This window comes from Halopseudomonas laoshanensis (assembly GCF_008365385.1).
Classification (GTDB): Bacteria; Pseudomonadota; Gammaproteobacteria; order Pseudomonadales; family Pseudomonadaceae; genus Halopseudomonas; species Halopseudomonas laoshanensis.
This window is the reverse complement of sequence record NZ_QOVF01000001.1, coordinates 30,400-42,570: the sequence shown is the minus strand read 5'-3', so window position 1 is coordinate 42,570 and position 12,171 is coordinate 30,400. Positions and strand designations below refer to the sequence as shown.

Annotated in this window: 10 protein-coding genes and 1 tRNA gene; 3 read left to right on the top strand and 8 right to left on the bottom strand. The window is 59.1% G+C overall.

The window, feature by feature from the left end:
• Positions 1–46: 46 nt before the first annotated feature.
• From DT594_RS00195 to DT594_RS00185, 3 genes are all read right to left on the bottom strand, one after another.
• Positions 47–1,705 (bottom strand): DUF2334 domain-containing protein, encoded by a 1,659-nt coding sequence (locus DT594_RS00195; RefSeq protein ID WP_149330843.1) that lies wholly within the window; start codon positions 1,703–1,705, stop codon positions 47–49.
• Positions 1,706–1,763: 58 nt separating this feature from the next.
• Positions 1,764–2,201: a hypothetical protein gene (locus DT594_RS00190; protein WP_149330842.1), complete on the bottom strand. Its 438-nt coding sequence runs from the start codon at positions 2,199–2,201 to the stop codon at positions 1,764–1,766.
• A gap of 586 nt (positions 2,202–2,787) precedes the next feature.
• Positions 2,788–2,878: transfer RNA gene (locus tag DT594_RS00185), tRNA-Ser, on the bottom strand.
• 210 nt (positions 2,879–3,088) lie between these two features.
• Here DT594_RS00185 and DT594_RS00180 point away from each other — a divergent pair.
• From DT594_RS00180 to DT594_RS00170, 3 genes are all read left to right on the top strand, one after another.
• A complete protein-coding gene (locus DT594_RS00180) occupies positions 3,089–3,778 on the top strand; it encodes a crotonase/enoyl-CoA hydratase family protein (RefSeq protein WP_096347478.1) in 690 nt (229 codons plus the stop codon).
• A gap of 125 nt (positions 3,779–3,903) precedes the next feature.
• On the top strand, positions 3,904–4,986 hold the full coding sequence (locus DT594_RS00175) for a metal-dependent hydrolase (protein ID WP_149330841.1): 1,083 nt from the start codon (positions 3,904–3,906) through the stop codon (positions 4,984–4,986).
• Between the two features lie 78 nt (positions 4,987–5,064).
• Positions 5,065–6,291, top strand: coding sequence for an MFS transporter (locus DT594_RS00170; protein WP_149330840.1), 1,227 nt, complete (start codon positions 5,065–5,067; stop codon positions 6,289–6,291).
• On the opposite strand, the gene DT594_RS00165 is transcribed toward DT594_RS00170, so the two are convergent.
• The 5 genes from DT594_RS00165 to DT594_RS00145 all read right to left on the bottom strand — a co-directional run bounded on the left by DT594_RS00165 (position 6,292) and on the right by DT594_RS00145 (position 12,109).
• The gene (locus DT594_RS00165) at positions 6,292–6,618 is read right to left on the bottom strand and encodes an AzlD domain-containing protein (protein ID WP_096347475.1); all 327 of its coding nucleotides are present in this window, start codon (positions 6,616–6,618) and stop codon (positions 6,292–6,294) included.
• Positions 6,605–7,348, bottom strand: a complete 744-nt coding sequence (locus DT594_RS00160) for an AzlC family ABC transporter permease (RefSeq protein WP_149330839.1) — start codon at positions 7,346–7,348, stop codon at positions 6,605–6,607. The genes DT594_RS00165 and DT594_RS00160 overlap by 14 nt, the downstream gene beginning before the upstream one ends.
• Positions 7,349–7,434: 86 nt before the next feature.
• Positions 7,435–10,917 (bottom strand): hybrid sensor histidine kinase/response regulator, encoded by a 3,483-nt coding sequence (locus DT594_RS00155; RefSeq protein WP_149330838.1) that lies wholly within the window; start codon positions 10,915–10,917, stop codon positions 7,435–7,437.
• Between the two features lie 147 nt (positions 10,918–11,064).
• The gene (locus DT594_RS00150) at positions 11,065–11,439 is read right to left on the bottom strand and encodes a diacylglycerol kinase (protein ID WP_149330837.1); all 375 of its coding nucleotides are present in this window, start codon (positions 11,437–11,439) and stop codon (positions 11,065–11,067) included.
• A 13-nt stretch (positions 11,440–11,452) separates the two neighbouring features.
• Positions 11,453–12,109, bottom strand: coding sequence for a response regulator transcription factor (locus tag DT594_RS00145; RefSeq protein WP_149330836.1), 657 nt, complete (start codon positions 12,107–12,109; stop codon positions 11,453–11,455).
• Positions 12,110–12,171: the final 62 nt, after the last annotated feature.

Here is a 12,171-nt window from a genome sequence, read left to right as displayed (position 1 = left end):
CCCCTTCCCTTGAGTTGAATTCTTTCGTTAAGTGCTGTGTGCCTCTTTATTCGGTTGGAGTCAGCTCACTGCCATCCACCCAGGTAAAACCTAACTGGTTGATGCCATCCACAAGATTCTGAAGATCGGCAAGGCCAGGGGTGCCCAGGCTTGGCTCAAGCCAGAACGGGTGGAAGAAGAACGACGCAACGCCATTGCGGACTACGAGTGCGTATTCGGCATTCAGCAGGAGGTCTTGCCAGGTGTAGTCAAAGTAGGAGGCCGGATCGACATCGCTGATGTCGTATTCGATGTTGCCCAGGTTCTCAGGCAGGATGCGCTGCCCGTAGTAGTCGCGATGAATGATGTAGGGAAAAAACTGCCCCACAGCGAAATCGGGATCGCCATTTACGCCAGCGAAGTCCGGCACATCCGAGGTGTAATACACGACCCGGTTGTACGTGGTATCAAAGCGCTGCGGAAAGGCCCGGTTAGCGGTCGCTGAGGCGTGATAGTGCGGGGTTTCCCAGGCATAGGGTTGAATGCCGAAGGCCCCGAACTCAGCAATGCCTGCATCAACCCGGCCGAGCACCCACTCGGTGGAATCGCCAACAACGGGCCGATTATTGACGATGTCCCAGAACTCGAAATCGTCTCCGCTGACGCCCGTCCATGGGTTAATGGCGTTGCCGTATTGGTGGGTATAGCCGTGCAAAACAACGCTGCCGCCACGCTGAAGCGCATAGGTGAGTCCCTGGCGAAATTGGGTGGCCAGGGCGAAGGGAATTTCCTGTGGCACACCGCCATTCCATTGACCCAGTGGATCACGATAACGGGGTATTGCCGCGATCGAAAATTCAATCTGCTGACTAAAGAGATAGTCCGTCAGGGTTTGCATCACGCTGGCATTGGTCAGCGCGCCAACGTCTTCCAGTCGAATCATGGCGAGCCGCTCGGTGGGCGTGTTCACACCCAACATATCGTGTAGAAGGTCGGCTATGACCAGATAGCGGTCGCGTGGCCCAATGTAGGAAAACGGCATGTCCGCGACATACCAGAAATTACCTGAGCGGATCACGTAGGGTAGGCGCTGCCCAGTCTCGCCGTTTTCCACTTCGACAACGGTAGTGGCGATCGTCGGATTGGTTACGGCGGTGATACCCGTGTCTGGATCGGCAAATACAGTGTTGGTGAGGATGTCGTAGTCGTAATACTTCACCATGCTGCGCTGTTTATACAGGATGGTGTCGTAGAACCCTGGCGCCATATTTTGAGCGGATGGCGCAGCATTCAGGCCGGCCAGCCCGTCGAATCGAAAGCCGCGAGTCGCCTCGAAATTGTACGATGAATTCCAGGCCAGACTCCAAAGATTGTACTTGAACCACACCAGGCTGCGGTTGGTGGTGGCTGCGTCTGTCAGGAAGGCGGCAGGCAGCGCGTTATCGTAGTATGAGCCAAGGTAGAAAGTGATGTCCTTGGTGTCGATCTGGCCGGCGACGTATTCTTCGACCGGCTTCATTTCAATGGCTGTATCGAAACCTCCGAGCAGATTGCTCAGCATGATGGCGTAGGCCTTGCCGAGCTTGTTGTAAGTGCTGCCGGGTTCTGAATCATAAAGAATCAGTGCCTGAATCGGGGCGGCCGAGGCCGTTGCTGCTCCTCCCGCGAACATGAATATCAAGACCAGCGAAAGTGTGCGAATGGTGCGAGAGCGTTTTGCGGACATGGTCTGATTTCTCCGTGACATACGAATACTGGCTCAACGAACTTCCGGAAATGACGTGTTAACGAGCCAATTTGGCTGACTTGTCATTACCCTTCGGCTTCCCTTTCCCCGCCTTCGGATTCCCTTTCGCTACAGGTGGTCTCCCTTTACCCGGTGGTACGACACGCTCTTTGACGACTGGTCCGAATTCGCCAGGCACCACCACAATGCTGTTGCTTGACAGCGCGGGACGCTCCGCGCGCAGACCGTGCGCGGCCCTGAATCCTTTTTTACCGGGATGCTTCTTCGCTGCCCGAATCTTCTTGCTCTGTATCGATTCCCCAAGCGGCCGAACCTGCTCGCGCATCAGCACAACCTCGCGCATCGCTTTTGGTCGTTCAGGTGGCGAGGCCTTCTGCTTCGCCTTGTCCGGACTCGCAACGCCAGGGCCTGCGGCGAGAAGCAACGCAAGAGCGACTACCGAGCCCAAGGAAAAATAGCGACCCTTGATTTTCATGAATAACTCCTTGCCAGCAATGAGCCTTTTCGGTCCCGCCTCTTAGGTGGTACAGGCGGACGACCATGCGATGGGTTGCACCAATGCATCAGGTAGTAGGTGCCCGTTGGCCGCTTACACGAGATTTTATATACCAGCAGGAACTGCGGCCGATATGGCCCGAAAGGGCTAATACCGGGGCATAGAAGCTGGGTGGAGTGTTGAGGCGTAGACCTGGTACTGGGCGGTGATTGAAAAGCGGATGATGGGGATAGCGGAGGGAAATCGTTCATTTAAGCCGGGGAATTGAGTGGGGGCTTATTTGGTACCAAATCGGAAATATGGTTAGGTTATTGATTTGTACGGGGTTCGAATCCCTCTCTCTCCCCCAGAAAAATAACAACCGGCTCAGCTTTCGCAATGTGCGACCTGGACCACGAGAGGGATTATTCGGCGCGGGGCGCCTCACCCCTACGGGGCCGTTGTCGCTCTGCGACAACGTTCTTCGCCTGCTGGCGCAAGCTCGTCGAACCGTGAGGGTTCTCGTCCGTCTTTTCACCGCACAAATTAAAAAGCCCCAGCTTGCGCTGGGGCTTTTTAATTTGTCTGGCGGAGAGAGAGGGATTCGAACCCTCGATACGCTATTAACGTATACACACTTTCCAGGCGTGCTCCTTCAGCCACTCGGACACCTCTCCGGATTCTTGAAGCCAGCCGGGGCTGGTTCCAAGGCGCGCTAATGTACCGAAATAGGGCCTCTTTGGCAAACGCTTTTTCCGCTGACCGGGCGCCAGGTTGGCAAGGTTGTTGGGAGGCGTGTGCTGGAACTGGCCGGTCATCTTTATATTGGTACACTGCACTACTGATACGGTCGTTCCCGGCTGTTTATAGTCTATGAGGATGCTTCCATGAGCGAGCTGGTTTCCTACAGTTTTTCCGATGGTGTTGCGCGGCTGAGCCTGAGCAACGGTAAGGTCAATGCCATTTCCCCAGCGGTGATCGAGGCGTTCAATGAGGCGCTGGATCAGGCGGAGAAGGACAAGGCCGTGGTGGTCATCAGCGGCCAGCCGGGGATTTTATCTGGTGGGTATGACCTGAAGGTGATGACGTCCGGTGCGGATGCGGCCAAGGCACTGGTAGCGTCGGGCTCGACCTTGGCGAGGCGGATGCTGTCGCATCCTTATCCAGTAGTGGTGGCCTGTACCGGCCATGCGGTGGCCAAGGGTGCTTTTATTCTGCTGTCTGCGGATTACCGTATTGGTGTTGAGGGTCCGTTCAAGATCGGCCTGAATGAAGTGGCCATCGGCATGACCATGCATCACGTCGGCATCGAGCTGGCCCGTGCGCGGCTGACCAACAGCGCGTTCAACCGTTCGGTGATCAATGCCGAAATGTTTGATCCGGCTGATGCCGTACACGCGGGCTTCCTGGACAAGGTAGTGCCTGCCGAAGAGCTGGAAGCCAAGGCAATGGAGATGGCCACGCAGCTGACCAAGCTGAACATGAGCGCACACCGCAATACCAAGCTGAAGACGCGCAAGGCGTTGCTGGAATTGTTGGACAAGTCGATCGAGGTCGATAAACAGCACGCGCTTTAAGCGGTCATGATCGAGCGGTAAAATATCGAATCGATTTACTGCTGCAGGAACCCGAAGGCCAGCTTATGCTGGCTTTCTTTTTTTGCAGAATCTCTTTTGCAGAGTCTTTTTTTGGAGTACCCCTGATGGACTCGATTACCCAGGCGATGCTCGGCGCCTCGATTGGCGGCGCTATGCTGGGCCGTTGGCATGGGCGCAAAGCGCTGGTGGCTGGAGCATTGCTGGGCACGTTGCCGGATATGGATGTGGTGATCAACTACGGTGACGCCGTGGCCAACATGACCTACCACCGGGGCTTCAGCCATTCGTTGTTCGTACTCACCGCACTGAGTCTGTTGCTGGCTTGGGGCTGGCGACGTTGGCGGCCGAATCCGGATTACTCAGGCGTAAGACTGGGCTTGTGCCTCTGGCTGATTCTGGTCACCCACGTCTTGCTCGACGCCTTTACCAGCTACGGCACGCAGCTGTTCTGGCCAATGATCACGCCGCCGGTGTCTATCTCGAGCATTTTTATTATCGATCCGCTCTATACCGTGCCCCTGCTGCTCGCAGTGGTTATCGGGCTGATCATCGGCTTGAAGGGCAAGGGCTTGACGCTGCAATACACGGCGCTGACCCTCAGCACTCTATACCTGGCCAGCACATTGGTCGGTAAGCAGATGGCTGAGAACAATCTACAACTGGCGCTGGAGCGCGACGGTATTGATGCGCAAGCGGTGTTTATTACCCCTACCCCCTTTAACACGGTGCTCTGGCGCGTGGTGGCGGTTGCCGGTGATGATTATTACGAGGGTCTGGTGAGCTGGTTCGACGATAAACCGCCGGTGCTGGAACGCTTGCCGCGGCATTACACCGAAGCCGCTCCGTCGCTGGAGGGGTCCGAGCAGCACGAGCGTTTGCGCTGGTTTACCCGCGACATCCTGCGCTATGACCTGATCGACAACCAGTGGGTGGTGACTGACCTGCGCCTGGGCATGACCGGCTACCATCCGTTTCGCTTTGCCCTGGCCCGGGTGAACCCACAGGATCAAAGCACGCAGCTGATTGAACATGTGGAAACCTGGCCCGCCGAACCGCGCGACATGAGCCAGTTGACCGACTTGCGCAAGCGCGCGCTGGATAGCAGCTACCCCCTGTCGCTACGGGATCTGACCAAGGATCTGGGCCGTTCGCCGCTCCGACTCGGCGAGTCGGGCCCCGGGTCATAAGCGCTGCTGATAGTGCATCAAGCGCGCAGGCCGCCCCGCTCTCTGCGATAATCAGCGCATTGAGACGGGGGCAGGCGCATGACAGGTACGACAACTTCACCAGCAAAGGAAGACCGCCGGGGCCTGGCCATGGTCGCGGCGCTGCTGGCCATATTCACCACCATTTTCGCCAGTAACCTGCCTACCCCGCTGTATTCGTTCTGGCAGGCGCGCTGGGGCTTTTCCTCTACAGCGCTTACAGCGGTGTTTTCCATCTATGTTCTGGGTGTGGTCACCACTTTGCTGACGCTGGGTTCATTGTCTGACAAGCTCGGCCGACGGCAGATGATGGTGCCCGGGCTACTGTTCATTCTGGGCGGGGCCGTCGCCTTCATGCTCGCCGAGGACATATACGGCCTGGGGCTGGCACGCATTCTGACCGGCATCGGTACCGGGATTGTCACCGGGGCGGCGTCGGCGGCACTGGTCGAACTGGAACCGAACGAGAACTGGACCCGCGCCGCGACCCTGTCTGCGTTGTTCTTCACCTTGGGCGCCTTTGCCGGGCCGACGGTCAGTTCGCTCGCGCTGTTTTTTGGTTCCGGCGCGGACCTCTGGCCGTTTATGGTGATTGTCGCCCTCTGCCTGGGAACCATCACCCTACTGCTGACCGCCCCCTGGCCCGCCCATATCGGCCAGCGGCAGAGCAACTTCCGCCTGCGCGCCTGGCGCCCGACCACGATTAAAGTGCCACGTGAACTGCTCGGTGCCTTCGTGTTTGCTGCGGCGACCATTTGCCTGGCCTGGTCTACCGGCAGCCTGTACGCGTCTCTGGGGCCAAGCTTGGCCATGAACCTGACCGGTATCAGCGACCGGGCGGTGGCCGGGTTGTTCGCCGCGGCCTGGCAATTGATGGCCGGGCTCAGTCAGTTTGCCTGCCAGCGCCAGCCCTTGAACCGCCTCCTGATTGCCGGACCGAGCATCCTGATTGCTGGCTTGATGATCATGGCCGCGTCGGTACTGCTCAGTTCTCCGGGCCTGTTCGGGCTAGCGACGCTGGCGACCGCCACCGGGGCCGGCGCAACCGGCGTTGTGGCTATCGCGTCGATCAGCCAGGTAGCGCCGCCGGCCGAGCGCGGCGGCATCATCTCGGCCTTCTACCTCATGGCTTATCTGACCATGGCGTCAGTAGTGTTGGGTGTGGGCTTTACCAGTGATGCCATTGGCTTTGGCACCACCGTGCTGGGCTTCACCACCCTGATTTCCCTGGCCGCGCTGACGCTGATGATCAGCGCAGTGCGCAGTGGCCGGGCGACCTTCTGGTAATCAGCCGAACAGCCAGCGCCAGATAAAGAAGAACGCCAGGCCGCCGATGATGGTGGCCAGCAGATTGCGCCACTTGGCGGCAATCACGATCGCCACAATGCCACCGACCAGATAGGCATTATCCAGCGACAGGTCCAGGTTGGCGCCGTCCGGCATCAGCATGGCGGGTGCCACGATAGCCGTGAGCACCACCACCGGTACATAGCTCAACGCCTGGGTTACCAGTGGGCTGAAACGCACCCGGTGGCCCACAGCAAACAGCGTGTAGCGGATGGCAAAGGTGATGACCGCCATGCCGCCGATCAGAGCGATTTCATAGGGATTCATCGGTCACCCCCTGATCCTGCTCGGGATAGATCACCTTGGGCTGCAGTCGCTCTGCAATAACGCCCGCGATCACGCCGAGCAAGGCTGCGAGCATCAGGCCGAGCTTGTACGGCAGGCCATTGGCTGCGACCGCCACCACTGCCGCTACCAGCGCAGCGACCAACATGGGGCGCGTGCGCAGCAAGGGCACGACGATGCCGATAAAAGTCGCGACCATGGCGAAATCCAGCCCCCAGTCCGCCATACCCGGCAATGCGTGGCCCAGCAGCACGCCGACCAGCGTGCAGGCAAACCAGTTGCTGTACATGGCCAGGCAGGAACCGAGGAAATACCACTGTTTGCCGGCCAGCGGTACAGTTGCATTCTGATAATAACGGTGCACCACGGCGAAACTTTCGTCGGTCAGCCAGAAGGCTAGCGGCACGCGCCAGCGCTGCGGCAGATGACGGACATAAGGCAGCATACTGGCGCTGTAGAGCATGTGCCGCAGGTTGACGATCAGGGTGGTCAACAGAATCACCACAAGTCCGGTGCCCGAGGCGATCAGGCTGATAGCGATGAATTGTGCAGAGCCGGCGAATACCAGGGCAGACATGGCCAGTGTGGCGCCCGCCGACAAGCCCGACGAGACCGCCAACGTACCGAAAATGATGCCGAACGGCAGCGCGCCGACCAACATCGGGATGGTATCCCGAGCGCCCAGCAAGGCCGTTTTGAACCGCGAAGACATGCAACATAACCCCGAACAATGAGGCGGCTTAAGCTACCAGCCTCTGCCGTCGCCCGACAAGATACAGTTAGGCACCAAGAGTGCTGCTATTGCAGCTCCACGTAGCGGCTGATCAACGCCCGCAGCGCGGCCGGCTTGACCGGTTTCGGCAGAAAATCCAGCCCGGCCAGCCGGATCTGGGTAACCAGCTCGCTGCGTCCATCGGCGCTGATGATCACGCCCGGGAACTCCTGGCCTTTGAGTACCCGCAACCAGTGCATCAATTCCACTCCGGTGTCGCCTGCGTCCAGATGATAATCCACCAGCACCAGTTGCGGCATAAAGCCCTGAGCCAGGACCTGCTGAACCTCATCACGATCCCGCGCCACCGCGACATTGCATTGCCAGCGGCTAAGCAGGCTCTGCATACCCGTGAGGATGTTCGGTTCATTATCGATACACAGCACCTGCGCGCCGCTGACGATAGGGCTGACTTGCCCACCGGCCTTGCTGCTGGTGCGACGCTTATGCCGCGCCAGCGGTACGGTCACGCTGAAGACACTGCCCGCGCCCGGCCAAGAGCGTACCGCCAGCTCATGCCCGAGTACCCGACACAGCCCGTCAGCAATGGCCAACCCCAGGCCCAGGCCTTTTTCTGCCTGGGTACGGTGGCTGTCCAGACGCTGAAACTCTTCAAAGATCACCTGCAGCTTATCCTCGGGAATGCCCGGGCCCTGATCCCAGACTTCGATGCGCACCTGATCCCCCATGCGCCGCACACCAAGCACCACCTTGGAGCGCCCGGCATAGCGGAAGGCGTTGGTCAGGAAATTCTGTAATACCCGGCGCAGCAGGCGCATGTCACTGCGCACGCGCAGGTTGCTGATATGCACACGCAGGTCCACGCCCTGCTCCACCGCCATCGCGCCAAGTTCGATTCTTAACGGCTCAAGCAGATCGCGCAGGCCGAAGTCGGTCCACTCCGGACGAATACGCCCGGCTTCCAGGCGCGAGATATCCAGCAGATCCGAAATCAGGTCCTCGGCTGAACGCAGCGAGGTGTCCAGGTGCCGCACCAGCTCTTCGGCTTCGGAGGGCAGATGCGACTGGTGCGATAGCGAGGCAGAGAACAGTCGAGCAGCGTTCATCGGTTGCATCAGATCGTGGCTGACCGCGGTGAGAAAGCGGCTTTGCGACTGACTGGCGCGCTCGGTCTGGGCCTTGGCCTGAATCAACGCCTGGTTCAGCTCGGACAGTTCGCTGGTACGCTCGGCTACGCGCTGCTCCAGGCTTTCGTTGGATTCCTTGAGAGCCTGCTCGGCGCGGCGGAAATCGGAAATATCGGTAAAACTCATGACGAAGCCGCCGCCGGGCATCGGGTTGCCGATGATTTCGATCACCTGGCCACTGGGGAACAGACGTTCGGAACGATGCGCGGTGCCCTGGCGCATCCAGTTGATGCGCTTTTCCACATGATCCTGCGGGTCACCGGGGCCGCACAGGCCGCGGCCGGCGTTGTGCAGGATGATATCAGCGATGGGCCGACCGATAAAAATCAGCCCTTCCGGGTACTCGAACATTTCCAAATAGCGGCGGTTCCAAGCCACCAGACGCAGCTCCTTGTCGACCACGCTGATTCCCTGGGTGATGTTCTCGATCGCACCCTGCAGCAATCCGCGGTTGAACTGCAATACCTCCGAGGCTTCATCGACGATGCGCACCACATCATCAAAGTGCATATCGCGGCCTTCAATCGCAGCCTTGACCACCACCCGCGCCGAAGACGCACCCAGTACCCCGGCGAGCAAGCGCTCGCTGTGAGTAATCCAGGCACTGCTGGCGTTGTGATTCAGCACCAGGGGTTTGCCCAGCGCTTCGGAAAAACGCAGGAAGCTCTTGTGCGCGCGCTCTTCACCGACAAAACGTCCGGCCAGCGCCAGCAGGTCCTCGAGGGTGACGCGCAGGAGCGCGCGACTGGGTCCGTCGTGCCACTGCTGGGAGTCCTGGCTGACGAAGCGGCTGGCCTGCCAGTGCTCAAGCACGCGCGTGCGGCTGAGCAAGGAAATCATCACAAATACCGCCACGTTGCCTGCCAGGGAAATCAGGCTGCCCAGGGTCAGGCTGTCGATCGGCAGACCCAACGAGCTGGCATATAACGGGTCCAGCAAGGGCCAGCCTTGCAACTCGCCGCCGAGCAGCGGCAGAATCAACATGTAGAACCACAGGCTGATGCCGACCAGCAAACCGGCAAACACACCACTGCGGTTGGCCTGCTTCCAGAACAGCGCGCCGAACATCGCCGGCGACAGCTGGGCGATGGCAGCGAAAGCGATCTGACCGATACTCGCCAGACTGCCGGCCGAGCCGATCAGCCGATAGACCACATAGGCCAATAGCAGGATCACCAGAATACTGGTGCGCCGCACATTCAACAGCAGGCCGCGAAATTCTTCATAGGTGCGCTCCGGCCGATTACGGTTGCGCAGCAACAGCGGCAGCACCACGTCGTTGGAAACCATGGTACTGAGCGCAATGGCCGCAACAATCACCATACCGGTAGCCGCAGAGGCCCCACCGATAAAGGCCAGCAGGGCAAGCAATGGATGCCCTTCCAGCAACGGGATGCTGATGACATAGGAGTCCGCCGATACCGACGGGCCCAGAGTCATCTGCCCCGCCAGGCTGATGGGAATCACGAACAGCCCGGCCAACACCACATACGCCGGGAAGACCCAGCGCGCCATGCGCATATCGCCAGGCTGGATATTTTCCACTACAGCAACCTGAAACTGTCGCGGCAGACAGAGAAACGCCAGTATCGCGATAAACGACTGGAACAGCAGATTGGTGAATAGCGTATCGCGCTGCCAGTAGTCGTGCAGTTCGACACTGCTGCTGGCGCGATCAATCAGATCCCCGACGCCGCCGAACAGGCTGAAGGTCACGAAGGCACCCACGGCAAGAAACGCGAACAGCTTGACCAGCGACTCGAAGGCGATAGCCAGCATCATGCCGCGATGGTGCTCGGTAGCATCCAGGCTGCGGGTACCGAACAGAATGGTGAACAGCGCCAGCACCAGGGTAACAATCAGCGCGGTATCTTCGGCTCCGGCTACCTCGCCCAGCTCTACTCCACTGGCGGCGCTGCCACTGAGCAGATTGAAGCCAAGCACGATACCTTTGAGCTGCAAGGCAATATAGGGCAGAACGCTGACCAGACAGAGCAAGCTGACCGCAACGGCCAGGGTCTGCGACTTGCCATACCGCGAGGCGATAAAGTCGGCAATCGAGGTGATATTTTCCTGCTTGCTGATGGCGATCATGCGCGCATACAGCCGCCAGCCGAACAGAAACAGGATGACCGGGCCGATATAGATCGGCAGAAAGCCCCATAGCTGTTCGGAGGCCATGCCTACCGCACCGAAGAAGGTCCAGCTGGTACACCAAACGGCCAACGACAGGCTGTAGACCCAGACCCGCAGCCGTGGATTGAATTCGTTGGTCTGGCGATCTCCCCAGAACGCGATGGCGAACAGCAACGCCATATACAACAGGAAGATGGAAGCAACCAGTGGGCCTGAAAGCATCATGATTGGTCAGCACACCCTTGAATTGTTAGCCCGGAGTGATAGCCCGCATCATCAGCCCAGCCGGATAAACATCAGTGATAACCGAGTCTGTCATTCTGTCGCGCCCTTGCCCAGCCCGTGATCGCTAGACATAAGTCGTGATGGCATTCACTGCGGCTCCAACAACACCAGTGACCAGACTACCGCGATCATAATCAACCCGAGCATCTGCGCTGCGCTGCCCATGTCCTTGGAGGCCTTGGACAACGGATGACGCTCGAGGGAGATGCGATCAATGGCCGCCTCAATGGCAGAGTTAAGCAGTTCGATCATGAGCGACAGCAACACACTGCCCACCATGAGTGCGCGGCCGACATAGCTGACTGGCAGGACCAGCGCCAGGGGGATGAGTATCACTGCCAGCCAGACCAGTTGGCGAAAGGCAGCCTCGCCACGGTACGCGGCCTTGAGGCCGTCGAGCGAATAACCAAGGGCATACCAGATACGCTTGATACCGGTCACACCCTTGTACGGATTGGTCATGCCATTACCTGAATCAATGACCGGCTCGGGTCAGTTCCATGTGTTGCAGTACCAGCGCGGCCTGCGTTCGTGTACGCACGCCCAGTTTACGGAAGATGGCCGTGACGTGCGCCTTGACCGTTGCTTCGGAAACACTGAGGTCGTAGGCGATCTGCTTGTTCAGCAAGCCATCGCAGACCATGGTCAGTACGCGAAATTGCTGCGGTGTGAGGCTGGCCAACTGGTCGCTGACGTTCTTTTCCTGCTCGGACATCAAGCCCGCGCTCTGGGAAGCATCGGGCCAACTGACGCCGCCTTCAAGCACATTGCGCACCGCATCCTGAATGCCTTCGAGTGATGACGACTTGGGGATAAAGCCACTGGCGCCGAAATCCCGTGCTCGCTGCACCACCGGTTGTTCCTCCTGAGCGGAAATAACCACCACCGGAATCTGCGGGTACTGGCCGCGCAGCAATACCAGACCGGAAAAGCCATAGGCACCGGGCATATTCAGATCCAGCAACACCAGATCCCAATCACTTCGCTGATCCAGGCAGGCTTGTAGCTCGGCAATACTGCCCGCTTCAGTCAAGGCTACCTGCGCCTCGGAGCCGCTGATCAACGCCTGGCGCAAGGCGCTGCGAAACAGCGGATGATCGTCTGCGATCAAGATGTCGTAGGAGAGACCCATACCTGGCGTTCCCGATTCAAATGTTATTGTTGTGTGCTGCGAAGTTCTTTCGTCAACCTCTG

Excerpts from the sequence above, each read along its gene's own strand:
- DT594_RS00175 (WP_149330841.1), top strand. The coding sequence starts at position 3,904 with ATGGACTCGATTACCCAGGCGATGCTCGGCGCCTCGATTGGCGGCGCT.
- DT594_RS00190 (WP_149330842.1), bottom strand. The coding sequence starts at position 2,201 with ATGAAAATCAAGGGTCGCTATTTTTCCTTGGGCTCGGTAGTCGCTCTT.
- DT594_RS00150 (WP_149330837.1), bottom strand. The coding sequence starts at position 11,439 with ATGACCAATCCGTACAAGGGTGTGACCGGTATCAAGCGTATCTGGTAT.
- DT594_RS00180 (WP_096347478.1), top strand. The coding sequence starts at position 3,089 with ATGAGCGAGCTGGTTTCCTACAGTTTTTCCGATGGTGTTGCGCGGCTG.
- DT594_RS00160 (WP_149330839.1), bottom strand. The coding sequence starts at position 7,348 with ATGTCTTCGCGGTTCAAAACGGCCTTGCTGGGCGCTCGGGATACCATC.
- DT594_RS00195 (WP_149330843.1), bottom strand. The coding sequence starts at position 1,705 with ATGTCCGCAAAACGCTCTCGCACCATTCGCACACTTTCGCTGGTCTTG.
- DT594_RS00155 (WP_149330838.1), bottom strand. The coding sequence starts at position 10,917 with ATGATGCTTTCAGGCCCACTGGTTGCTTCCATCTTCCTGTTGTATATG.
- DT594_RS00165 (WP_096347475.1), bottom strand. The coding sequence starts at position 6,618 with ATGAATCCCTATGAAATCGCTCTGATCGGCGGCATGGCGGTCATCACC.
- DT594_RS00170 (WP_149330840.1), top strand. The coding sequence starts at position 5,065 with ATGACAGGTACGACAACTTCACCAGCAAAGGAAGACCGCCGGGGCCTG.
- DT594_RS00145 (WP_149330836.1), bottom strand. The coding sequence starts at position 12,109 with ATGGGTCTCTCCTACGACATCTTGATCGCAGACGATCATCCGCTGTTT.